Annotated in this window: 19 protein-coding genes; 12 read left to right on the forward strand and 7 right to left on the reverse strand. The window is 67.3% G+C overall.

Translation table 11 applies throughout. The annotated features are described in order from the left end of the window. Positions 1 to 8: 8 nt before the first annotated feature. Positions 9 to 1,247, forward strand: a complete 1,239-nt coding sequence (locus tag FF090_RS08070) for an MFS transporter (RefSeq protein ID WP_246071546.1) — start codon at positions 9 to 11, stop codon at positions 1,245 to 1,247. Continuing rightward, positions 1,240 to 2,871, forward strand: coding sequence for a glutamine-hydrolyzing GMP synthase (gene guaA / locus FF090_RS08075; protein ID WP_138856237.1), 1,632 nt, complete (start codon positions 1,240 to 1,242; stop codon positions 2,869 to 2,871). The genes FF090_RS08070 and guaA overlap by 8 nt, the downstream gene beginning before the upstream one ends. 195 nt (positions 2,872 to 3,066) lie before the next feature. Here guaA and FF090_RS08080 read toward each other — a convergent pair whose 3' ends face one another. The 3 genes from FF090_RS08080 to argH all read right to left on the reverse strand — a co-directional run bounded on the left by FF090_RS08080 (position 3,067) and on the right by argH (position 6,511). After that, on the reverse strand, positions 3,067 to 3,810 hold the full coding sequence (locus tag FF090_RS08080) for a substrate-binding periplasmic protein (RefSeq protein WP_138856238.1): 744 nt from the start codon (positions 3,808 to 3,810) through the stop codon (positions 3,067 to 3,069). Between the two features lie 65 nt (positions 3,811 to 3,875). Continuing rightward, positions 3,876 to 5,099 carry a DNA polymerase IV gene (gene dinB, locus FF090_RS08085; protein WP_217503028.1) on the reverse strand — a complete coding sequence of 408 codons (1,224 nt, stop codon included), beginning with the start codon at positions 5,097 to 5,099 and terminating at the stop codon, positions 3,876 to 3,878. Beyond that, on the reverse strand, positions 5,096 to 6,511 hold the full coding sequence (argH, locus tag FF090_RS08090; protein WP_138856239.1) for an argininosuccinate lyase: 1,416 nt from the start codon (positions 6,509 to 6,511) through the stop codon (positions 5,096 to 5,098). Before argH ends, dinB begins: the two co-directional genes overlap by 4 nt. A gap of 45 nt (positions 6,512 to 6,556) precedes the next feature. Here argH and FF090_RS08095 point away from each other — a divergent pair, with 45 nt between their 5' ends. The 6 genes from FF090_RS08095 to FF090_RS08120 all read left to right on the forward strand — a co-directional run bounded on the left by FF090_RS08095 (position 6,557) and on the right by FF090_RS08120 (position 13,711). Further along, positions 6,557 to 7,591, forward strand: a complete 1,035-nt coding sequence (locus FF090_RS08095; protein ID WP_221305019.1) for a sensor histidine kinase — start codon at positions 6,557 to 6,559, stop codon at positions 7,589 to 7,591. Positions 7,592 to 7,604: 13 nt separating this feature from the next. After that, positions 7,605 to 8,423, forward strand: coding sequence for a LytR/AlgR family response regulator transcription factor (locus FF090_RS08100; RefSeq protein WP_138856240.1), 819 nt, complete (start codon positions 7,605 to 7,607; stop codon positions 8,421 to 8,423). 100 nt (positions 8,424 to 8,523) lie between these two features. Beyond that, a complete protein-coding gene (locus tag FF090_RS08105; RefSeq protein WP_138856241.1) occupies positions 8,524 to 10,260 on the forward strand; it encodes a hypothetical protein in 1,737 nt (578 codons plus the stop codon). Positions 10,261 to 10,298: 38 nt separating this feature from the next. Continuing rightward, positions 10,299 to 11,408, forward strand: coding sequence for a phosphatase PAP2 family protein (locus FF090_RS08110; protein WP_138856242.1), 1,110 nt, complete (start codon positions 10,299 to 10,301; stop codon positions 11,406 to 11,408). Next, the gene (locus tag FF090_RS08115) at positions 11,405 to 13,267 is read left to right on the forward strand and encodes a S8/S53 family peptidase (RefSeq protein WP_175423578.1); all 1,863 of its coding nucleotides are present in this window, start codon (positions 11,405 to 11,407) and stop codon (positions 13,265 to 13,267) included. Before FF090_RS08110 ends, FF090_RS08115 begins: the two co-directional genes overlap by 4 nt. 12 nt (positions 13,268 to 13,279) lie before the next feature. After that, positions 13,280 to 13,711: a MerR family transcriptional regulator gene (locus tag FF090_RS08120; protein WP_138856244.1), complete on the forward strand. Its 432-nt coding sequence runs from the start codon at positions 13,280 to 13,282 to the stop codon at positions 13,709 to 13,711. On the opposite strand, the gene FF090_RS08125 is transcribed toward FF090_RS08120, so the two are convergent. The 4 genes from FF090_RS08125 to FF090_RS08140 all read right to left on the reverse strand — a co-directional run bounded on the left by FF090_RS08125 (position 13,708) and on the right by FF090_RS08140 (position 18,448). Then, complete coding sequence (locus FF090_RS08125) at positions 13,708 to 15,246, reverse strand: M56 family metallopeptidase (protein ID WP_138856245.1); 1,539 nt, start codon at positions 15,244 to 15,246, stop codon at positions 13,708 to 13,710. The genes FF090_RS08120 and FF090_RS08125 overlap by 4 nt on opposite strands. Beyond that, on the reverse strand, positions 15,239 to 15,610 hold the full coding sequence (locus tag FF090_RS08130; RefSeq protein ID WP_138856246.1) for a BlaI/MecI/CopY family transcriptional regulator: 372 nt from the start codon (positions 15,608 to 15,610) through the stop codon (positions 15,239 to 15,241). Before FF090_RS08130 ends, FF090_RS08125 begins: the two co-directional genes overlap by 8 nt. Positions 15,611 to 15,672: 62 nt before the next feature. After that, positions 15,673 to 17,589, reverse strand: coding sequence for a B12-binding domain-containing radical SAM protein (locus FF090_RS08135; RefSeq protein ID WP_217503029.1), 1,917 nt, complete (start codon positions 17,587 to 17,589; stop codon positions 15,673 to 15,675). Between the two features lie 7 nt (positions 17,590 to 17,596). Then, positions 17,597 to 18,448: a GNAT family N-acetyltransferase gene (locus FF090_RS08140; RefSeq protein ID WP_138856247.1), complete on the reverse strand. Its 852-nt coding sequence runs from the start codon at positions 18,446 to 18,448 to the stop codon at positions 17,597 to 17,599. Positions 18,449 to 18,558: 110 nt separating this feature from the next. Between FF090_RS08140 and FF090_RS08145 the strand changes: the two genes are divergently transcribed. The 4 genes from FF090_RS08145 (at position 18,559) to FF090_RS08160 (ending at position 23,175) form a co-directional block, all read left to right on the forward strand. After that, positions 18,559 to 19,254: a CoA transferase subunit A gene (locus tag FF090_RS08145; protein ID WP_138856248.1), complete on the forward strand. Its 696-nt coding sequence runs from the start codon at positions 18,559 to 18,561 to the stop codon at positions 19,252 to 19,254. An 80-nt stretch (positions 19,255 to 19,334) separates the two neighbouring features. Next, a complete protein-coding gene (locus FF090_RS08150) occupies positions 19,335 to 19,973 on the forward strand; it encodes a CoA transferase subunit B (RefSeq protein WP_138856249.1) in 639 nt (212 codons plus the stop codon). 68 nt (positions 19,974 to 20,041) lie between these two features. Next, the gene (locus FF090_RS08155; RefSeq protein ID WP_138856250.1) at positions 20,042 to 21,757 is read left to right on the forward strand and encodes a DUF1800 domain-containing protein; all 1,716 of its coding nucleotides are present in this window, start codon (positions 20,042 to 20,044) and stop codon (positions 21,755 to 21,757) included. Beyond that, complete coding sequence (locus FF090_RS08160; protein WP_138856251.1) at positions 21,754 to 23,175, forward strand: DUF1501 domain-containing protein; 1,422 nt, start codon at positions 21,754 to 21,756, stop codon at positions 23,173 to 23,175. The genes FF090_RS08155 and FF090_RS08160 overlap by 4 nt, the downstream gene beginning before the upstream one ends. The last annotated feature ends 261 nt before the right edge of the window (positions 23,176 to 23,436 follow it).

Consider the following 23,436-nt stretch of genomic DNA (forward strand, 5'->3'; position numbering starts at 1 on the left):
GCGGATCGATGCGTGACTCCAAGGCCAGCATGGCCTTCATCTTTGCCACGGTGCTGATCGACATGATCAGCATCGGCCTGATCATTCCGGTGCTTCCGGTGATTGCGGGCAGCTTCAGCCAGACGCAGGCCGAGCATGCCCAGGCCTACCTCTGGGTGGCCGGCGCCTTTGGGCTGGCCAACTTCTTGGCTTCGCCGGTGCTCGGGGCCTTGTCGGATCAGCATGGTCGGCGCCCGGTGCTGCTCTTGGGCTTCACCGGCTTGGCGCTGAGCTTTTTCGTCACCGCCAGCGCCACCGCGCTGTGGATGTTGGTGGCGGTGCGCCTGGTCAGCGGGGCCATGCAGGCCAATATCTCGGTGGCCAATGCCTATGTGGCCGACATCACGCCGCCAGCCGACCGGGCCAAGCGTTTTGGCCTGCTGGGCGCGGCCTTTGGCATCGGCTTTGTGCTGGGCCCGGCCACGGGCGGGGTGCTGGGTGCCATCGATTTGCGGCTGCCGTTCTGGGTGGCCGGTGGCATGGCGCTTTTGAATCTGGCCTATGGCTATTTCGTGTTGCCGGAGTCCTTGCCGCTGGACAAGCGGCGCCGCTTTGACTGGCGCAGCGCCAATCCGGTCAGCAGCCTCAAGAAGCTCACCGAGCTCAAGGGCGTGGGTGTGCTGGTGGCGGTGATCGCGTTGTCCTCGCTGGCGCAGTTCATCCTGCATTCCAGCTGGGTGCTGTTCACCTCCTTCAAGTTCGGCTGGGGGCCGCGTGAGAACGGCTGGTCGCTGTTCGCGGTCGGTCTGATGTCGGTAATCGTGCAGGGCGGTCTGCTGCCGCGCATGCTCAAGCGCTTTGCCACGCCGCGTCTGGTGGTGCTGGCGCTGGCATCCAGCGCGCTGACCTATCTGGGTTGGGCCCTGGTGCCCGAAGGTTGGATGCTGGTGGCCTTGATCGTGATGAACGTCTTTGGTTACGCCGCCACGGCCTCGATCCAGAGCATCATTTCCAACAGCGTGGATGCCACCCGGCAAGGCAGCACCATGGGGGCCGTGGCCTCACTGAACAGCCTGATGGTGGTGCTGGGCACCTTGATCGGCCCCTCCATCCTGACCCTCGTGGCCCATCTGCCGCGTGGCGACTGGCGCATTGGCGCGCCCTTCCTGCTGTGCGCCGCGCTGCAGGCCCTGGCTCTCTTTTTTGCGCTGGCTTACCAGCGCCAACACCATTCCCAAGCTGCTCCTCAGGTGAACTCCCATGCATGACAAGGTCCTGATCCTCGATTTCGGCTCCCAAGTCACCCAGTTGATCGCGCGCCGCGTGCGCGAGGCCCAGGTGTATTCCGAGATCCACCCGAACGACGTCAGCGACGAGTTCATTCGCGAGTTCAACCCCAAGGCCATCATCCTCAGCGGCAGCCATGCCAGCACCTACGAGGATCATGAGCTGCGCGCGCCGGCCCAGGTCTGGGCCCAGGGCGTGCCCGTGCTGGGCATCTGCTACGGCATGCAGACCATGGCGGTGCAGCTCGGTGGCACGGTGAGCTGGAGTGATACACGCGAATTTGGCTACGCCGAGGTACGCGCGCACGGCCACACCCAGCTGCTCTCTGGGATTGAGGACTTCGCCACGGCTGAGGGCCACGGCATGCTCAAGGTGTGGATGAGCCATGGCGACAAGGTCACCGCGCTGCCGCCGGGCTTCAAGCTGATGGCCAGCACCCCGAGCTGCCCGATTGCCGGCATGGCCGACGAGGTGCGGCGCTTCTACGCCGTGCAGTTCCACCCGGAGGTCACCCACACCGTGCAGGGCGAGGCCCTGCTGCGTCGCTTTGTGCGCGACATCGCGGGTTGCAAGGGCGATTGGCAGATGGGCGGCTACATCGACGAGGCCGTGGCCAAGATCCGCGAGCAGGTGGGCGACGAGGAAGTGATCCTGGGCCTGTCTGGCGGTGTTGATTCTTCGGTGGCCGCCGCGTTGATTCACCGCGCCATTGGCGACCAGCTGACCTGCGTCTTTGTCGATCACGGTTTGCTGCGCCTGAACGAGGGCGATGCGGTGATGGAGATGTTCGCCGGCAAGCTGCACGCCCGCGTGATCCGCGTGGACGCCAGCGAACTTTTCCTGGGCGAACTGGCCGGCGTGACCGATCCCGAGCAGAAGCGCAAGATCATCGGCCGCTTGTTCGTGGACGTCTTCAAGGCCGAGGCTGCCAAGCTCAAGGCGGGCACTGAGGGGCACAAAGGCGAGAACGGGAGTCGCGCCGTCAAAGGCGCGACGTTCCTGGCCCAGGGCACCATCTACCCCGATGTGGTGGAGAGCGGCGGGACCAAGACCAAGAAGGCCACCACCATCAAGAGCCACCACAACGTGGGCGGCCTGCCCGAGCAGCTGGGATTGAAGCTCCTGGAGCCGCTGCGCGAGCTGTTCAAGGACGAAGTGCGCGCCCTGGGCGTGGCCCTGGGCCTGCCGCACGACATGGTCTATCGCCACCCCTTCCCGGGTCCGGGCCTGGGTGTGCGCATCCTGGGCGAGGTGAAAAAGGAATATGCCGACCTGCTGCGCCGCGCCGACGCGATCTTCATCGAAGAGCTGCGCAACACCATCGACCCGGCGACGGGCAAGAGCTGGTACGAGCTGACCAGCCAGGCCTTCACGGTCTTCCTGCCGGTCAAGAGCGTGGGCGTGATGGGCGATGGCCGCACCTATGACTACGTGGTGGCCCTGCGCGCCGTGCAGACCAGCGACTTCATGACGGCCGACTGGGCGGAGTTGCCCTACGCCATGCTCAAGCGCACCTCGGGCCGCATCATCAACGAGGTGCGCGGCATCAACCGCGTGACCTACGACGTCAGCAGCAAGCCGCCCGCGACGATCGAATGGGAGTGATGTGGACGATCAAGGGCCCTGTGGGCCCTTGATCGCCTCATCACTCGGAGGCGCCTGCAAGCGCCGACGTGGGGCAGATGTGGACAGCTGACCGTCCTGAGGACGGTCAGCTGCCTCATCACTCCGAGTGGCCTGCAAGCCGGGAGGTGGGGCAGATGTGGACGATCAAGGGCCCTGAGGGCCTTGATCGCCTCATCACTCGGAGGCGCCTGCAAGGGCCGCGTCGAACACCCGCTGAATCTCAATCTTGGCCAGGCCCTGATTGAACAGTGCGCGCCAGCGTTGACCCTGGGCGTTGCGCTGGAAGTAGACGTAGAGCGGCTTCTCTTCCAGCAGCCGGGCTTCATCGAAGACCAGCTCGTGGCGGTGTGCCGCCAATTCCTTGTGCATCAGGGCGTTGAACACCGCCTGATCCACCACGGCGGCCTGCACACGTCCAAACACCAGTTTGCGCAGATTGACCTCGTCGCTGACGGCCGCCTCGGTCTTCAGCCGCCCGTCCTTCATGCGTTGATCGAATTCGGCGGTGTTCACAAAGCCGCGCACTACGCCCAGTCGTAGCTCGCGCAAATCATCGAGCCGGCGCCAGCGCAGCGCCTGGTCCGGACGCCTCGCGAAGCCGACCCGGCTGGCCCCGATTGGGGCTGAGCGCAGGCCCTTGGCATCGCGCTCGGCGCTCTGGTAAGCCGGGAAGTAGCCGGCCAAGCCGCTCCTGTGGCTGCCGTCTTCCACGGCCCGGGCCCAGGGCAGGTACTCGAAGCGGACCTCCCTGCCCACGGCCTTGAAGGCGGCGCGCACCACGGCCGCGCTCCCCCCCTCTTGCGGCAGGGTGGCGCCGATGTAAGGTGGCCACTCCAAGGTGGCGATGACGGCGGTCTCGGCGCGGCTCGGGCTGTGCCAGCACAGCAGCGCGAACAGCAGGGCAAGGCGCAGCAGCATGAATGCAGGAATGGGGCGGGTGCAGGGGCGCTAGTTTGTCAGCACACCCGGCGCGATGCCGTCATTCACCCCGGATTCGTGGGCTCAAACAGGGGGGCGGTCACGGGTTTGGGGGCCGCGCCGCGCAGTTCAGGGCTGGGTCCAGTGGCCCTAGAGCTCACCGGGGCCAGCCCGGCTGCGCGCACGCCCATCAGCCGAAGGCGCAGGCTGAGGTCGACCCGTTTGAGGCATAGGCCTGCGGCATGGCGGATCTCGGCCAGCTCTTGCACGCCGCGCGCCAGCGTTTGGTCCCGTGTCACGGTCTTGAAGCCCTCGAAGCGCAGCTTGATGCCGATGGTCCGCGCCACCAGGCCCTTGCGTGCGAGGTCACGGGCCAGCGCCTCACACAGGGCGGTGAGGATGCGGCCCAGTTCGGCCTTGTCCCGCACCGCGTGCAGATCGCGCTCGAAGGTGGTCTCGTGGCTGATCGATACCGCCTCGCTATGCGTCTGTACCGGGCGTTCATCCAGGCCGTGGGCCGATTGGTGCAGCCACAGGCCATAGGCCTTGCCAAAGCGCTGCACCAGCCAGGCGGGGTCGCAGGCGGCCAACTCGCCGATGGTCTGCACGCCCAGGTCCTCCAGGCGCTGCGCGGCCTTGGGGCCCACGCCATTGATGGCGCGGGCGGGCAGGGGCCAGATGCGCAGCGTGAGGTCTTCAGGGCGGATCAGGGTCAGGCCGTCGGGCTTGTCCAGATCGCTGGCGATCTTGGCCAACAGCTTGTTGGGAGCCAGGCCGATCGAGCAGCTCAAGCGCGTGGCGGCGCGCACGTTGTTCTTGATGTCTTGTGCGAGCTGTTTGAGACCGCCCAGTGGGTCGTGCGCCACCCCTTCACGCTGCGCGGCCAGCTCGCTCAGGTCGATGTAGATCTCGTCGATGCCGCGGTCTTCGATCACCGGTGCGATCTCGCGCACAGCGGCCTTGAAGGCGCGGGAAGCCGCGCGGTAGGCCTCGAAGTCCACCGGCAACAGCACACAGTCGGGCGCCAGGGCGGCGGCCTTCATCAGACCCAGGCCCGAGCGCACGCCGTAAGCCCGTGCCGCATAGGTGGCGGTGGTGATCACGCCACGACCGGTGTAGTCACGCAGGCGGGCGAACTGCAGCCGGCCATCGGCGCCCGGGCGGGGCTGGTGTTCGCGGCGTCCGCCTATCACCACCGGCTGGCCCTTGAGCTCCGGATAGCGCAGCAGCTCGACAGATGCGTAGAACGCATCCATGTCGAGGTGGGCAATCCAGCGCGGGGCGCTCAATCCGGTTTGTCGTCCTGAAGCCGGGCGCGATGGCGCGCGATCTGGGCGCGCACCTGTTCAGGTGCGGTGCCGCCCAAGCCCCTGCGGCTGGCCACCGAACCTTCGAGCGAGAGTGGTCCAAAGACATCAGAGCCAATGCGCGCATCGATGCCCTGCAGTTGTTCGAGGCTCAACCCCGCCAGCTCCAGCCCCTGTTCGCTGGCCACCCGCACCGCATGGGCCACGATCTCGTGCGCATCGCGGAACGGGATGCCCTTCTCGCGCACCAGGTAGTCGGCCAGATCGGTGGCGGTGGCGTGGCCCTTAAGCGCAGCCGCGCGCAGGCTCTGCGGCTTGGCCTGCAGCCCGGCCAGCATCTCGACAAAGATGCGCAGGGTGTCGCGCAGGGTGTCCACGGTGTCGAACAGCGGCTCTTTGTCTTCCTGGTTGTCCTTGTTGTAGGCCAGGGGCTGGCCCTTCATCAGGGTCAGCAAGGCCATCAGATGGCCATAGACGCGGCCCGTCTTGCCGCGCGCCAGCTCGGGCACATCGGGGTTTTTCTTCTGCGGCATGATCGATGAGCCGGTGCAGAAGCGGTCGGGCAGGGTGATGAAGGCGAAGCTCTGGCTCATCCACAGCACCAGCTCTTCCGACAGGCGCGAGATGTGCATCATGGCCAGCGCCGCCGCGTGGGTGAACTCGATGGCGAAGTCGCGGTCGCTCACGGCGTCCAGGCTGTTTTGGCACACGCCCTCCATGCCCAGGGTGCGCGCCACGCGCTCGCGGTCCAGCGGGTAGGGCGTTCCCGCCAGTGCGGCCGCGCCCAGGGGCAGGCGGTTAGCGCGGCGGCGGCAATCCACCAGACGTTCGGCGTCGCGCGCAAACATCTCCACATAAGCCAGCAGGTGGTGACCAAAGCTCACCGGCTGGGCCACTTGCAGATGGGTGAAGCCCGGGCCGATCACATCGACATGGGCTTCGGCGCGTTCCACCAGCACCCGCTGCAGCTGCGACAGCAGCTGCAGCAGGCCGTCGATCTCGCCGCGCAGCCACAGGCGCACATCCGTCGCCACTTGGTCATTGCGGCTGCGGCCGGTGTGCAGGCGCTTGCCCGCCAGCCCAACCAGTTCGGTGAGGCGGGCCTCGATATTGAGGTGCACGTCTTCCAACTCCAGCTTCCAGACGAACTGGCCGGACTCGATTTCGTGACGAATGGTTTCCATGCCGCGCTGGATCGCAGCCCAGTCCTCGGCGCTGATCAGGCCCTGCGCCTGCAGCATCTCGGCGTGCGCCAAGCTGCCTTGCAAGTCGGCCTGCCATAGGCGTTGATCGAATCCCACGCTGGCGGTGTAGCGCTGAACCAGTTCGCTCATGGGCTCGGCAAACAGCGCCGACCACGCTTGGGCCTTGTTGGCCAGGGGGTTGGAAGACATCGGGCAGGGGACTCAGAGTGAACTAGGATTTTAGGGACGCCCTCCATGACCGCTCCCGAATCCAGCCTTCCCAATTCGCACAGCGCCGCGCCGCCTTTGCCCGCGGTGTTTGAGCTTTGCCATGCCGGCGTGGTGCTGCGGGCCTTGTTGGGCGTGCAGGGCGTGCTGGCCCTGATGCTGGCGCTGCAATATGACCGTCCGGAGCGCTGGTGGCAGCAGCTCTTGGAAGCCAGCGCCGTCAGCGTGCCGGCCTTGCTGGGCTGGTTGTTGGTGGTCTGTGGGCTGAAGCTGCAACTGGCCGTCTGGCCCATGCTGCGGGTGCGGCTGGCGTTGCTCAGCCTGGGTGCCTTTTGTGCCTGGATGCCGTGGTGGCTGGGAGCGCAAATGCAAGCCATGCTGGATCAGCAGCCCGCCAGCCCCTGGCGCGGGGTGGTGATCGCAGTGGCCGGTGCCACGGCAGCCGCCTTCTTGCTGCAGTGGATCCTGCTGCGTGCCCGGGCGCAGACGCCGCAGGGCATGCAGGCGCGCTGGGTGGAGTTGCAGTCGCGCATCCGCCCGCACTTTCTTTTCAACACCCTGAACACGGCGGTGGCCTTGGTACGGGTGGAACCCCGCCAGGCCGAGCGCGTGCTCGAAGATCTGGGCGAGCTTTTCCAGGCCGCGCTCAGTGCGCCCGATTGGGTTAGCACGGTGGGCGAAGAGATTGGCCTGGCGCGTCGCTATCTGGACATTGAACAATTGCGCTTTGGTGAGCGCTTGCGGCTCCAGTGGCAGCTGGACCCGGCCTGCGACCATGCCCGCCTGCCGCCCCTGCTGCTGCAGCCCCTGGTGGAAAACGCCGTGCGCTATGGCGTTGAGCCCAATGAGGGCGGGGGCGAAGTGCTGGTGCGCACTCGCCGGCAGGGCGGCATGGTGGAACTGGTGGTGCGCAACAGCCTGGGTGCCGCTGCAGCCGGTGGGCACGGGCTGGCACTGAACAATGTGCGCGAACGATTGAATCTGCTGCACGACCTGGATTGCCGCTTCGAGCTGGAGCCTGAGCCTGAGCGCTTTACCGTGCGCATCACCTTGCCCCTTTGAACTTGCTTGCCCCATGCTGACCCAAGCCCCGATGAAGGTATTGATCGTCGATGACGAGCCGCTAGCCCGTGCACGGCTCAAGGCCCTGTTGCAGGAGTGCCGCGACCCGCATGCCGAGGTGATGGCGGATGTGGGCACCGCCTCGGCCGCCCAGGCCTGGCTGCGTGAACATGCCTGTGACCTGGTGCTGCTGGATGTCCAGATGCCCGGCCCAGACGGCTTGATGCTGGCCGACAGTTTGCGCAACCGATCCGGCGGCGTGCCTGCACCCCTGGTGGTGTTTGTGACCGCCCATGCTCGGCATGCGCTGGAGGCCTTCGAGTTGGACGCCGTGGACTATCTGACGAAGCCCTTGCGGCTGGAGCGCCTGCAGGCCACCCTGCAGCGTGTGGCCCAGCGCCTGCGCGAACGCGAAGCGGCACAGAGTGCCGAGCCGGCGCAGGAAGGCGAGGTGCTGAGCATCTTCGAGCGTGGCCGTGTGGTGCGGGTGCCCTTGAGCGAGGTGCTCTATATGAAGGCCGAGCTCAAGTATCTGACCGTGCGCACCGCCCAGCAGCGCTATGTGATGGACGGTACTCTGGGCGATTGGGAGCAGCGCCTGGCGGGCCGCTTTTTGCGCGTGCACCGCAATGCGCTGGTGGCCAAGGCCGCCGTACGCGAGCTGGATCGCCATGGGCTGGAGAGCGAAGCCCAGGGCACCGACTTCGCGGCCCTGGATGCCGAAGGCAACGAGAGCTGGGCCGTGCGGATTGCCGTCGTCAACGAGTGGTTGACGGTGTCGCGCCGTCAGTTGGGCGCGGTGCGCGAGGCCCTGAAGGCGCAGGCCGGCTGAGCTCCTATGCAAAACCCTGGCAGCGGCGCCAGGTGATTGGAGTAGGCTAGCCCCGCGCCCAGGGCTGGCCCTGCGCGGCGCGCCGTTGCGAGGGGTGGACATGGCGGTCGATCAGGAGCTTGATCAGGCGGTTGAGGACACGGCCACTTGGCAGTCGCAGGGCGCCGTGCTGGTGTTGGAGGCCGACATCCGCCACGCTGCGCCGCCCCTGAAGGTGCAGCTGCAGATGCAGCGCGCGGCCGAGCTGTTGCAGCAGCTGCTTGACTCGCCCCCCAAGGTCCTGGAGCTTCCGGCCAACGAGTATCAGCTTGGACTCACCGCGCAGCCTGGCCAGGCCTTGATTGAGGCCGCGCAGCGTTTGGGTCAGGCCTTGCACCCCGATTCCGACCTGCGATTTCGCATCGGTGTGGCGGGCGTGCACGATGCCCGCTCGCCCAAACCCGAGGAGCTGCGGCGTGCCCATATGGCCGCTGATGCCGCAGGGGTCGGGCGGATCGGTCTTGAGGCCGAGGTATTGGATGGACACCCGCGCGATTGGAGCCTGGGCAGTGTCGATTTGGGTCGCCTGGCCGAGGGGCTCAATTTGCGTGTGTTTGCGCTGCCGCTGCAGGCGCCTGCCCCTGCACCCAGCTGCGCGCCATCCTTGCAGGGCGTATTGGCGGTGTTGCCGCCACAGATCGGCGGGCTGGATTCGCGGCGCGCCTTGGTGGGCGCGTTGGTGGCCGATCTGCTCTATGTGGCGCTGTCGCGTTCGGCCCTGCTGCGGGTGTTGTCGCCCGACAGCACGCAGCGTCTGCGCGACGGCCGCAGCGCCGTGCAGGATGCCTTTGACGCCCTGGGTGCCAGTCATGTACTGAGCGGGCGCGGCAGCCTGGGCGTGGGAGGAGCCTTGAACGTCGACTTGCAGCTGAGTGCGCGCGGCTCGGCCCAGCCCTGCTGGAGCGAGCGCCTGCAGTTGCATGTGGAAGACCTGCTGCTGGGTGAATGCGAGCCCCTGAGCCGCGCTGCGGCCCATGTGCATGCGGTGTTGGCCAATGCCTCGTTAGAACCCAGTCGCGGCGCCCAATGGGGCGAGCTGGCGCATTTCCAACTGTTGAGTGCGGCCTCGCAGTGGATGCATCGACTGTCGCCGGATGCCTTGGACCGTTCACGGATGTTGCTGGATGCCCTGCTGCAACGGCAGATTGACGCCGCCATGGTCTGGGCTTGGTCGGCGAAGTGGCACGTCATGGCTTGTGTTCAGGGGTATCAGCCCGTAGCCCACGCAGCGCTGCGAGCGCAGCAGGACTGCGAACGGGCGCTGGCCCTGGATCCGCATTGCGCCTTGGCTCTGACCCTGCGAGGTTATGTGGCCAATATGGTGGGCGAAGACTTGGCAGCGGCAGCACGATGGCAGGCACTGGCGCTGGCCGCCAACCCTAGTGAGGCACTGGGGTGGTTGTTTGGTGCTTTGCAGTCAGTTTTTGAAGGTGAACTGGCGCTGGCGCGCGAACGCGTCACTGTGGCATTGGCCCTGTCGCCTTTGGATCCCTGGCGCTACCTATTCCTGGACATCGCTGCCCATGTGCGCCTGGCCTCGGGACATGTCGATGAGGCGCTGGATTTGGTGCAGCAGGCGTTGCAGTTGCGCGCCCAGCATGCACCCTCACTGGCCAATCTGGTGCTGGCTTTGGGCCTGCTGGGGCGTTTGGATGAAGCCGGCGATGCCGCGCGTCGTCTGTTGCGCCTGTGGCCGCAATACAGCGTGGCACGATTTCAAGCGGCCTATCCGGGCCGTGATTGCGGGCATATGCAGGCTTTCGTGGGCGCCTTGCGTGCCGCAGGGTTGCCGGAGTGAAGGGCAGCGGTCGCTGACCGCACGAAGAGGAGGCATCGATGTCTGAATCTGGAGCTTTGCAAAGCCTGGCCAGCCTTTGGCCCAGGGCCAGTTTGTGGCCCAGGGCCAGCTTATGGCCGCGCGCCAGCCTTTGGCCGCGCGCTAGCCTTTGGCCTCGTGATGCCGAAGGCTCGGGCGCGAGCATCGACCTCGCCGCGTTGCGCGGCAGTCTGGTGCAGGATCTGGGGCAGGGGCCACGCAGCGTCGAGGTGCCCCTGGTTGGCACTGCCAATCTGATGCAGTGGGCGGGTTCGGCGCGCGCCCAGTCCTTGCTGCTCGAATCCCTGGGCGGGCTGCGCGTGCGCAGCGACGAGAAGCTGGGTTGTGCCTGGGTCGAGCGCCTGGTCGAAGTTGCTGGTCGATTGGAGTGGCGGTCGCTGTGCAAACTCTATCGCCCACCGCAGGCCTATTTCCGCGCCCAGATCGCGCTGGTCGATGCCCAGCTGCCATTGCGCGAGAGCCGGGCCTATGAACTGCAGGCCCAGGCCGACGCCGCCATCGAGTATTTCTTTGCCCTGCTGCAGTGGGGCCCCGGGCAGCGCCCGCATTCTCAGGAATTCCTGGCCCTGGCCCTGGCGCAACTGCAGTCTGTTCAGATGCGTCTGAAGCAAATGCTGGCCTGCCCGCGCCCGCATCGCTTGCAGCCGCGGCTGATCCCGTTTCTCGATGTGCCCGGGCATGGCAGCCTGCCCAGTGGCCATGGGGGGGAATCACATCTGGTGGCGGCCCTGCTGGGGCATTGGTTGGGCCTGTCCGGTGCTCGGCCCGAAGAACAAGCCATGCTGGAGCGATTGGCATTGCGCATTGCCGAGAACCGGGTGGTGGCGGGCCTGCATTACCCGATCGACAACGTGGCTGGGCGCCTGCTGGGCGAGACCCTGTTTCGCCATTGGCTGGCGGTGTTGGAGCGCCAGCCTGTGCAGCAAACCCGCTTCGGCAGCGAAGGGGATTGGCAGGCTGAGCTGGCGCAGCCCGAGCAAGGGGCACCGCAGGAGGGCCAGTCGCCCCTGGCCCATAGGCTCTGTGCGGTCGAGTCCGATTCCGTGCCAGCCAACCCCATGCCCGACCATGCCGAGCTCTGGCGTCTGGCCTGCGCTGAATGGCGATGAGTCGCCCTCAATGGCTGGCGCCCCAAGAAGCGCGCCCCGGCGACCCCTATCTGCAGTGGGCTCAGGCCTGTGAGTGGACAGGGCTGAGTTTGGGGCCGGGAACGCATTTGAGCTTCCTGGTGCGCCGGCGCTCGGGCGACAACTGGGCGCAGCTGCAAAAAAGCCTGCCCAGTGCTGCGCGCCTGCGCCCACCCGCGAAGCAGGGCGCCCTGCACGCGAGCCTGGATTGCCCGGTGGGGGACCTGCCCGCCGTGATGGCGCAGTTCGAGTGGGTGGAGCTGGCGCAGCCCCTGCAGCCCTATGCGCCGCAGGCCTTGCCTGCTTTCAATGAGGCGGCTCCAGACCTGGTGATCGGCGTGATCGACCAAGGCGGCGCGCCGCTGCAGCGCTGTTTTGGCGATCCGGATCGGCCCGGCCAGACACGGTTGCGATCCTTCTGGGATCAGTCCGAGGCACCGACCGGCGCTGACTGGCGTGCGGCGCCTGCAGGCTATGGCCGGGTGCTGGATGGTGAAACCCTGAATCGCCTTTATGCGCAGAGCCCCGACGCGCGTAGCGAGTTGAATTGCTACCGAGAACTCGGGCTGATGGATCTGGTCGAGGCCGCCACGGCCGGCCGCCCCGACCATGCCACCCATGTGCTCGATACCCTGGCCGGGCTGCCGGCGCCAATGCCGGCTGCGGCGGCGGCCAAGCCCGCCCGGTTGGATCACGCCGCCCGGGCTGCCCTGGTGCTGGTTTCGGTGCCGGCCACGCCGGCGCGACAGAGCACCGGCACGGCGTCGCTGGCGCAGCTGTTGGACGCGATGGAATTCGTGTTGCAGCAGGCCCAGGCCCTGGCGCCCAGAGCCCCGGTGCTGATCAATCTGAGCCTGGGGGTGCAGGCCGGTCCGCATGACGGGACGATGGCCATTGAGCGGGCCATCGACGACATGATGCGCATGCATCCCCAACTGCTGGTGCTGATGGCGGCCGGCAATCGCAGCGCGCAGGCCATGAATGCCAGCGGCCGCCTGAGCTCGCAGCACAGCGTTGAGGCGCCGGCCCGGCTGGCTTGGCGGCTGCAGCCCCAGGATCCCAGCGACAGCTTTCTGGAGCTGTGGTGGCGCGCCCCCAGCCGAGAGGCCGCCCAGGCCCTGCGCTGGCGCGTCTGCCCGCCGGGGTCCGAGCCTTCGGCCTGGTTGGCGCCGGGCCAGGTGCAGACCTGGGCCGCTGGCAGCCGACCCCTGGCGTGCGCCTGGGCCGAGCCCGGCTTGGGCCTGCGCGGCCGGGCGCTGCTGGCCTTGGCGCCGGTGCTGGGTGCGCGCGGCGGCGTACCGGCGGGCCCGTGGTGGATCGAACTGGCGCTGGCTGGCTCCAGCGCTGAGTTGCGACTTGATGCCTGGGTGCAGGGCGACCAGCCGCGGCTGCATCTTGGGGCGCCGGTGCAGTCCTATCTGGAGGCCGCCATCGGCCTGGGCCTGGAGGCCGGCGGCAGCCTGAATGCTCTGGCCACTGGCGGACTGCCGCTGGTGGTGGGTGCGGCCACGGCCGATGAGGGACGGCCCAGCGTTTACGCGGCGCGCAGCCCACACGCGGCCGAAGTTCAGGCCCTGGGTGCGGCTGATGAATCGGTCTTCGCGCCAGGTCTGCTGGCCGCTGGGCCGCTGTCAGGCCAATGGATGCGCATGGCGGGCTCCAGCGTGGCCACCCCGGTGGTGGCGCGGCATTGGGCCAATGCCTTGGCCGAAGGGTTGCGTTTGCCGGTGCGCAATGCGGCGGCTTGGCGCCACGGCCAGCGCGCGCATGGAAACTCCGGGGTTTGGCGCCCGGGTCGGCCCAGCGGACTTGAAGGGCTGCTTGGCGCCTCGGCTTCCTGAGGTCTTGAGTCCATGCGCATTGGTGAATTGGCGGCCGCGGCCGCCACCGGGGCTGACACCATCCGGTTCTACGAACGCGAGGGTCTGATGGCGGCCCCTCCACGCAGCGCCGCCAATTACCGCCGCTACGGCCCGGAGCATCTGCAGCGCCTGCGCTTGATTCGCCATGCCCGCTCGCTCGGGCTGTCGTTGGACGAGGTGCGTGCGCTGCTGAGGGCTTTGGACCAGCCCGCCAGCCATCATGTAGATGCCTTGGTGGACCAGCACCTGGCCCATGTGCGCGCGCGCATCCAGGAGCTGCAGGCGCTGGAGCAAAGTCTGCTGGCGCTACGCACCCAGTGCGAGGGTGGCAGGGATGCCTGCGGCATCCTGGCCGGCCTGCAGCGTGCCGCCACCGAATCCGGCGGAGTGCCGGGGCCGGTGGTGGATGGCTTGCATCCTTAGGGTGTGATGCGGCGGGGCGTCAATTCGATGCGCACCAGGCGGGGATCCTCGGGGCTGTTGAACTCCAGGGTGGCGCGTTGTCCGTTCTTGGCGATCAGGCGCGGCTTCATGCTGCGGCCGTTGATGCTCCCTTCAAACGCCAGGCCGACGCCATCGCCCGAATAGGCCTGGGCCTTCAGTTGGCCGAGCAGGTCAAATTGCGGCCCGCCCAGCGTGAGCGTCTGCGCCTCGCCAAGCTGCAGCTTGATCTCAGCCTGAGCGGCCTGTTTGTCGTCCACAAATGCGACCAGGCTCAGCGCCACGCTGCCGCGTTGGTCGGGGTCCAGGATCGGTGCCGGTGCGGCGCGATGGATGGCCAGGACGAGCTTTCGGCTGCGTTCATTGGGGTTGTCAATGGCCAGTTGAAGCGGCTGACCCAGCTGCACGATTCCTTCGCCTTCTGACGATGTGTTGGTGGGGAAGCCCAGATTCAGATGCGCCTGGACGCGGTGGCTGTCCTTGGCCTGCGCCTGGGCCTTCAGCGTGACGAGCAGAGGCTGGCTGTCGTCGAAGGCCTTGAGGCGGACCGATGCGCCGGTCTTGGGGTCAATGGACAGCACTTGCTGGTCCAGCCGGCGGTCACCGGCCCAGGTTTCCAGCACGAACTGCGGCGCGGCGGCGGACTGCGTCTTGGCGGGCTCCGCCGGAGCACCCCGTTGCGGGCTCATGGCCCAAGCCGCGCCGCCCAGGAGCAGGGCGCTGAGCAGGGCGATCCAGGGGCGGGCGACACGGGCTTGCTGGGACTTGAGCATGCGAATCCTTTCGATCAGGGGATGGGGGGCGAAGGCGCTGAAGGGCAGGGCATCCAGACCGGGCTGGGCCTTGGCCAGCGCTCGCAGATAGCGGCCGGTTTGGTCGGGATGCCGTCGCAAGACCTGGGCATCGGCGGCCAGCTCTTGGTCGCCGCGAAGGCGGTGCAGTGCCCACCAGGCCAAGGGGTTGAACCATTGGCTCAGCCACCACAGGGTTGCCAGCAGGTTCCAGAGGTTGTCGGCCCGCTGGGCATGCACGCGTTCGTGGGCCAGGATCAAGCGACGCTCTGCCGGTTCAAAGCGATGGCGAAAGTCGGCCGGCAGCCAGAGCCGGGCACGCCACAAACCCACCCAGGCGGGGCTATGGCCGGCCGGCAGGCGACGCTGGCGCAGTTGGCGCGCGAAGCGTGCATGGCGCGTCAACAGCAGCAGCGCGAACGCCGCAACACCGGTGGCCCATAGTGGCAGCCAGGGCATACCTGCTGCCGGGGTGGCGGTCAGCCACGCGCGCGGCGCCGCGCTCAGCTCATCCACACGCAGCACCAGCAGGGGCTCGGCAGGTGCCTGCGGCATGTCGGGGAGTAGAGGGGCCAGTGCCACGACGGCCAAGACCAGCGGCAGCGAACCCCATGCGCCATAAAGCGCCGCCGGACCACCGAGGCGCAGCAGGAGGGGGCGCATCAGCGCCAGGGCCAGCACCGTGGCACTCGAGGCCAACGTCAACAGGGTGAGCGTGTCACTCATGGTCTTGCTGATCCAAGAGTTTGCGCAAGGCCGCGCGATCGGCCGCGCTGAGCTTGCGCTGGCTGCTGAACTGCGCCACCAGGGGTGCGAGCTGGCCGCCAAACAGGCGATCGAGCAAGCTGATGCTCTGGCTGCCTACCCAGTCCTCGCGCGCCAGCAAAGGGCGGTAAAGGTAGCGTCGGCCGTCCTTGTCGGCGGCGATGGCACCCTTGTTGAGCAGGCGGTTGAGCAGGGTTTTGATGGTGGCGAGCTGCCAATCCTGCTGGCCCGCCAGGGCGGCGGCGATGTCGTCGGCCGACTGCGGTGCGCGCTGCCACAGCAGCTCCATCACCTGGGCTTCGGCCTCACTGATGCTGGGTTTCATAGTTCGATTACTTGTGTAAACGATTGAAGTTTACGTATGTAATCGATGGGGCGCTTACGGGATTACCCCTGCTGCAGTGCGCGGGCGATGGCGCCGCGCTTGACCGTGGGTTTCGGGACCCGGATCTCCTCGAACCAGCGCCGCGTGTCCCAGTCCAGCCCCACGCCGTGCATGAAGTTGTAGAGCGCGCGCTTCAGGCCCAGGCCCAGGCGGTCGTGGTCCGTCCCCGTGGGGTCGATGAAACCGATGTCGTTCTTGGAGAAATTCCCGGCCGGCAGCGGGATGAGTTGCACGCCGAACTGCTCGGGGTTTTGGCCCACGGGCGAGTGCACGGTGCAGGCAAAGCGGTGGAAGAAGCCGCTGTGGATGCAGCCTTCCTCGAAGAGCTGGCGCACGTATTCAAGCGCGTCCACCGTGTCCTGTGCGGTCTGGGTGGGAAAGCCATACATCAGGTAGGCGTGGACCAGCACGCCCTGGTCGGCGAAGGCCTTGGTCACGCGCGCCACCTGCTCGACGCTGACACCCTTGTTCATGAGCTTGAGCAGCCGGTCCGAGGCCACCTCCAGCCCGCCGCTGATGGCGATGCAGCCACTCTCGGCCAGGCGCTCCGCCAGGGCGGGGGTGAAGGTCTTCTCGAAGCGCACATTGCCCCACCAGCTGATGGAAAGCCGGCGGCGCACGATCTCGTCGGCCAGGGCCTTCAGCACCTTCGGAGGCGCCGCTTCGTCCACGAAGTGAAAGCCGGTCTGGCCGGTCTCGGCCACGATGGCCTCGATGCGATCCGCCAGCACCTCGGCGGTGGTGGCCTCGTAGCGGCCGATGTAGTCCAGGCCCACGTCGCAAAAGCTGCACTTCTTCCAGTAGCAGCCCAGGGCCACGGTCAGCTTGTTCCAGCGCCCGTCGCTCCACAGCCGGTGCATGGGGTTGAGCATGTCCAAGAGGCTCAGGTACTGGTTCAGCGGCAGGCCTTCCCAGGTGGGGGTTCCCACCTCGTCGAAGGGCACCTCGGCTTCGCCCAAGCCCGCGATGTAGCGCACCGCGCCCTCTTCGCGCAGGAAGCTGCGCACCAGCCGGCTCTTGCTCCGCTTTCCCTGCAGATGCTCGATCAAGGCCAGCAGCACGCGCTCGCCGGCATCCAGGGTCACGAAGTCAAAGAAGTCGAACACGCGCGGCTCGGCCAGCTCGCGCAGCTCGGTGTTCACATAACCGCCGCCCAGCGCGATGGGCAGCTTTGGGTGGGCGCGCTTGAGTGCCTGGGCCATGCGAAAGGCACCGTACACCGAACCTGGGAAGGGGCAGGAGATCAGCACCAGCTGCGGGTCCTTATCGGCCACGGCCGCCAAGGCCAGCTGTTCCAGCATCTGGTCGACGACCGTGGCGGGCGCGGCCAGGGCCTGCGCCAGGGGCTCGAAGCTGGGCTGGCTCATGGCCAGGCTCTCGGCGTAGCGCACGAACTCGAAGCGCGGGTCCAAGGCCTCGCGCACCGCGTCGGCCAAATCGTTCAGGAAGAGGGTGGCCAGATGGCGGGCGCGGTCCTGCGCGCCCAGCGTGCCAAAGGCCCAGGACAGCGGATCGGGCTCGTCCTCCTGGCCTGGGATGCCCACATCCACCGGCGCGAAGCGCGGCCCCTCGGGCAGGTAGGCGCGGCCGTTGATGCGGTGCGCCAGCGTGGGGTCGCGGCCCTGCAAAAAGGCCAGCACCCGGGGCGTGACCTGGGCGATGCGATCGGCTTCAACCAAATGGAACTGCAGCGCCGGGCCGGGATTGGGAACCCGGGCCGCCGCCTCACGCAGTGCGGTCAGGCCTTCGGTGCTGAAGAGGCGCAGCACCAGGCCCAGGGCCAGATCGGCTTGGCTGGCGTCCACCCCCTGGCGGCGCAGAAAGCCGGTCAGGTAGGCGGTGGCGGGGTAGGGGGTGTTGAGCTGCGTCATCGGCGGGATGAGCGACAGCACGCGGAATCCGGGCGTCATGCCCGGCATTGTCCCGTCAGAGATCCTTGCGCATCAGCCATTGGTGCAGGGGCGTGCGCTCAAAGCCGCAGCGCAGCAGGGCCTCGCCGCCCAAATCGGGGCGCTGCAACTCGCCGACCTGGATGGGCTGCGCACCTTGCCGCGGCAGCCAGGCCCGCAGCAGGGCCTCGGCGTCTTGCTGGCCCGGCGAGCGGTCGACCAGCGAGCGGATCTGCCAGGGCTTGTCGCCGCCGCCGCTGACGATCATTTGGGCCTGACCCAGGCGCCAGGGGGTCCAGGGCTCCAGCAGGGCGGCGACGGTGGTGGGGCCGACCTGCAGGGGCAGATCGGCGATGTCGATCTCGGCCTGGACCAGCCAGTCCAAGGCGGCCTGCGGCGGAACGGCACTTGCGCCATCCGCCGCCACTGGGCACGCGGCGGGCCGAGCATCCGGTTCGCGCCGATAGCCCATCAGCGGGCAGCGAGGCCTGAAACCGTGACGCTCGTAGAGGGTCTTGGCGCACGGGTTTTGTTCGAACACCTCCAGCTCGACCGAGCTCATGCCGGCGGCCCGGGCCCGTTCGGCAAAGTCCGTCAGCAAGGCGCCGGCCAGGCCGGTACCGCGCGCTTCGGGCCGCAGGCCCATCGCGGCCAGTCGCCAACTGCGCTGCGGGGGGCGGGGCGCGACCAGCGCAAAGCCCAGTACCTGGCCCTGTTCGTCCAGCGCCGCCCGACCGAGGCTCAGGTCCACGCCTCCGCGCAACACCAATGCGGGCCAATGCGCCAGCTCGACCTGCACGGGCCCCGCCACATAGTTTTCGAAGGCCCGCAGGAATCCGGCGTGCAGGACGGGGGCGGGGATGTGATGGGTGGGCTGCAGGGATGACATGGTGGGGCCGTCAAGAGATGGCGGAATGTGGGCCGCAGTGTCGCGTGCCGATGCGGCTGCTGCACCGCAGCAATCCGTTACGCTATCGCCCCTCTGAACCGAGGTTCCCCATGAACAAGATCTACCCAAGCGCCCAGGCGGCGCTGGCCGGCTTGGTGCACGACGATCAGCTGATCGCCGTGGGCGGCTTTGGCCTGTGCGGCATCCCCGAGGCGCTGATCGAGGCGCTGAAGGATTCCGGCGTCAAGAACATCACCGCGATTTCGAACAATGCCGGCGTCGATGGCTTCGGCCTGGGCAAGCTGCTGGAGACGCGCCAGATCAAGAAGATGATTTCCAGCTATGTGGGCGAGAACAAGGAGTTCGAGCGCCAGTACCTGGCCGGCGAGCTGGAGCTGGAGTTCACGCCCCAGGGCACCCTGGCCGAGAAGCTGCGCGCCGGCGGCGCGGGCATCCCGGCCTTCTTCACCCGCACCGGCGTGGGCACCCTGGTGGCCGAGGGCAAGGAGCTGCGCGAGTTCGACGGCCAGACCTATGTGATGGAGCGCGCGCTCCAGCCTGAGCTGAGCCTCATCAAGGCCGATGTGGCCGACAAGAGCGGCAATCTGCGCTTCAACCTGACGGCACGCAACTTCAACCCGGCCGCCGCCATGGCCGGCAAGGTCTGCGTGGTGGAGGTGGAGCGCATCGTCGAGGTGGGCGAGATCGCCCCCGACGATGTGCACCTGCCCGGCATCTATGTGCACCGCATCGTGCACAACCCCAACCCCGAAAAGCGCATCGAAAAGCGCACCGTGAGGAGCTGATATGAAGCCCCCACGCTCACTTTGTTCACTGCCCCCCAAGGGGGCTTCAGCCGCCTCGGGGCGGCCCTTCGGAGGCTGACATGGCTTGGACGCAAGATCAAATGGCGCAGCGCGCCGCCCAGGAGCTGCAGGACGGCTTCTATGTGAACCTGGGCATCGGCATCCCCACCCTGGTGGCCAACCACGTGCCGGCCGACAAAGAGGTGTGGCTGCAGAGCGAGAACGGCATGCTCGGCATCGGCCCCTTCCCGACCGAGGATCAGGTCGACCCCGACCTGATCAATGCTGGCAAGCAGACCGTGACGACCCTGCCCGGCAGCTCCATCTTCGGCAGCCACGAGAGCTTCGCGATGATTCGCGGCGGCAAGATCAACCTCAGCATCCTGGGTGCCATGCAGGTCACCGGCACGGGTGATCTGGCCAACTGGATGATCCCCGGCAAGATGGTCAAGGGCATGGGCGGCGCCATGGACCTGGTGGCCGGCGTCAAGCGCGTCATCGTGCTGATGGAACACGTGGCCAAGAAGAAGGACGGCAGCGAGGACCTGAAGATCATCCCCAAGTGCACTTTGCCGCTGACGGGGCAGGGGGTGGTCAACCGCATCATCACCGACCTGGCCGTGATGGACGTGACGCCCGAGGGCCTGAAGCTCGTCGAGCTGGCGCCCGAGGTGACGCGTGAATTCGTGCAAAGTAAGACCGGAGTTCCCTTGCTGTGATGTAACGGTTTGCATGCCTTTACAAGCCCGAAGCGGCCGCTGGATGCGGCCGCTTTTACATTGGGGGCATGGACGCCGAAACCACGCTGATCGCTCCGCCCCTTCCGCCACAAGCGCTGCTGGACAGCGCACCGCGCGAGGGATCGCCCCTGCTGGTTTTGGGCGCGAGCGCCCTACTCAGCGCCTGTGGCGGCGGAGGAGGAGACAGCCCCGCTCCCACGCCAGCGCCGCCTCCCCCTCCACCCCCGCCGCCCGCTCCGCCGACCGCCGCGCAGGCCGCCCGCTTTTTGGCTCAGGCGAGCTTTTCGGCTTCCGCCGCCGAGATTGCGGCCGTGCAGAGCAAGGGCTATGCGGGCTGGCTCGACGAGCAACTCGCGCTGGCACCGGTGGCGCCCACCCGCTACGACTGGATGGTGGCCAATGGCTATGCCGTGGAGGCCAATCGCGACAGCTTCGCCGGCTCGGACAACGCGATCTGGGCCAAGCTGATCGGCAGCCCCGATCCGGTGCGGCAGCGCATGACCTTGGCCCTGTCCGAGATCCTGGTGGTGTCGATGCTGGGTCTGCCCATCACCTGGCGCGGCCTGGCCATTGCGCACTACACCGACATCTTGGAGCGGCATGCTTTTGGCAGCTTTCGCAGCCTGTTGCAGGACGTCAGCGTCAGCGTGGCCATGGGCAGCTACCTGAACATGCTGGGCAATAAAAAGGAAGACACGCGCACAGGCCGGGTCCCTGACGAGAACTACGCCCGCGAGGTGATGCAGCTCTTCACCATCGGGCTCTATCAGTTGAATGCGGATGGCACGATTCGCACCGGCAGCGACGGCAAGCCGCTGGAGAGCTACACGCAGGCCGACATCACGCAACTGGCCCGCGTGTTCACGGGTTGGGACCGCGATCGTGTGGATGCCGCTGACTTTGGCTATGCGGCCAAGCCGATGAAGCATGTGGCCAGCAACTTCTCGACCGGCGACAAGACGGTGTTGGGCACCACCATCTCGGCCAGCCTGGGGGGCCCTGAGGCCCTCAGCCAGGCCTTGGACCTGCTCTTCAACCATGCCAATGTCGGCCCCTTCATCGGCCGGCAGCTGATTCAACGCTTTACCCAGAGCCATCCCAGCGCTGCCTATGTGGCCCGGGTGGCGGCGGTGTTCAACAACAACGGCCAGGGCCAACGCGGCGACCTGAAGGCGGTGCTGCGTGCGGTCCTGCTCGACCCCGAGGCCCGCCCCGCGGCGCCAGGGCCCAGCGCCGGCCGGCTGCGCGAACCCGTGCAGCGCTTTGTGCAATGGGCGCGTAGCTTTGGCGTCACCAGCAAGGCCGGACGCTGGCCGGTGGGTGACCTGAGCAGCCCCAGCACGCGCCTGGGTCAGAGCCCGATGCGCAGCCCCTCGGTGTTCAATTTTTTCCGCCCGGGCTATGTGCCGCCGGGCAACGAGCTCGCCAGCAATGCCATCACCGCGCCAGAGTTTCAGCTGGTGAATGAAAGCACCGTCGCGGGCTATCTGAACTACATGCAAGGCGTTATCAGCAGCGGCATCAGCAGTGGCGATGTGGCGGCCGATTACACGACTGAGCTGGCCCTGGCTGGCGACGCGCAAGCCTTGCTGGATTCGCTCAATTTGCGACTGGCCGCCGGGGCGCTGGACAGCAACACGGTGACGACCCTGAAGACTGCGCTGGAATCCATCAGCGCCACCACCGATACCGGCAAACTCAACCGCGTGCGCGCCGCCATCCTGCTGGTGATGGCCGCGCCCGCCTATTTGGTGCAGCAATGAAACTGAATCGACTCCCCGAGCTGCGCCGTCGTGAGTTCCTGCGCCGCAGTGCGCAATTGGGTCTGGCGGGTGCCGCCGCCCCCTGGGCCTTGAACCTGGCCGCCATTGGCGAGGCCGCAGCGGCCGATGCCAGCGGCGGCTACAAGGCCCTGGTGTGCGTCTTTCTCTTTGGGGGCAACGACTACGGCTCGACCCTGCTGCCCTATGACAGCGCGGGTCATGCCAGCCTTGCCACGCTGCGCGGCGGCCTGGCCGGCAGCGGCGGGTTGGTGGCGCCGCGCGACACCCTGGCCGCCACGGCCCTGACGCCGCGGGTGGCGCTGAGTGGCAGCGGGGCGGCCGGCACCCAGCTGGCCATGGCGGCCGAGATGAGCGCGCTCAAGCCCCTGTTTGAGAGTGGCCGCTTGGGCTGGCTGCTCAACGTGGGCACCTTGATCCAGCCCACCACCAAGACGCAGTACCAGAACCGCTCGGTGCCGCTGCCGCCCAAGCTCTTCAGCCACAACGACCAGCAGTCGGTCTGGCAAAGCAGTGGCGCCGAAGGTTCGACCAAGGGCTGGGGCGGTGCCATCGGCGATCTGTTCCTGGGCTCCAACGCCACCAGCACCTTCACCTGCATCAACGCCAGCGGCAATGCGGTCTTCATGACCGGCCAGCAGGCGGTGCAGTACCAGGTCAGCACGAGTGGGGCGGTGCCGGTGAATGGCATTCAGACCTCGCTCTACGGCTCCAGCGCCTGCGCCCAGGCCTTGCGGGGTTTGATCACCGCCCCGCGCACCCACTGGATGGAGGCGGAGCTGAGCCGCGTCACCAACCGTTCCATCACGGCGGAGTCGGCCGTGAAGGCGGCTCTGGGCACCAGCGCGCCCTTCAGCACGGTGTTTGACAGCACCAGCAGCCTGGCCAACCAGTTGCAGATCGTGGCGCGCCTGATTGCCGGGCGTAGCAGCCTGGGCGCGCAGCGTCAGGTGTTTTTCGTGTCACTGGGGGGCTTTGACAACCACGACTTCCTGCTGGCCCAGCACCCGGGCCTGTTGGCCCAAGTGGGCAACGGACTGGCCTCCTTCCAGGCGGCGCTGACGGAGCTGGGGGTGGCCGATCGCGTCACCACCTTCACCGCCAGCGACTTCGGTCGCACCCTCACCAGCAACGGCGATGGCAGCGACCATGGCTGGGGCAGCCACCATCTGGTGATGGGTGGGGCGGTGCAAGGCCAACGCTTCTGGGGGCAGATGCCAGTGCTGGCCAACAACGGCCCCGACGATGTGGGCCAGGGCCGATTGCTGCCCAGCACCAGCGTGGATCAACTGGCCGCGACCTTGGCACGCTGGATGGGCGTGGCCGACAGCGAGTTGGCCTCGGTGGTGCCCAATATCGCGAACTTCAGCCAGCGCGATCTGGGCTTCTTTACGCCCTAAGGAAGCGCTGAACAAGTCCCTGCGGGCGCGCCGCGACTTTTCGGGATGCTTGGCCAAGGCGTAAGCCTTGCTCAGGCTGGCGGCCTGAGCAAGGCTTGCAACGCCGGCCAGCGCCCGAAAAGTCGATGGCCCGCAAGGGTTTGCGCGATAACCGGCCGGCTCGGTCGTTGGCGCGCTCGGTTGTCGGGCCACCAGCCCGACCTTTGCGCGCCGCCTACGATCCGGCCGGTTCTCGCGCAAACGCGCCCCGCAGGAACTTAT

Origin of the sequence: Inhella inkyongensis (assembly GCF_005952805.1) — a bacterium.
GTDB lineage: Bacteria > Pseudomonadota > Gammaproteobacteria > Burkholderiales > Burkholderiaceae_C > Inhella > Inhella inkyongensis.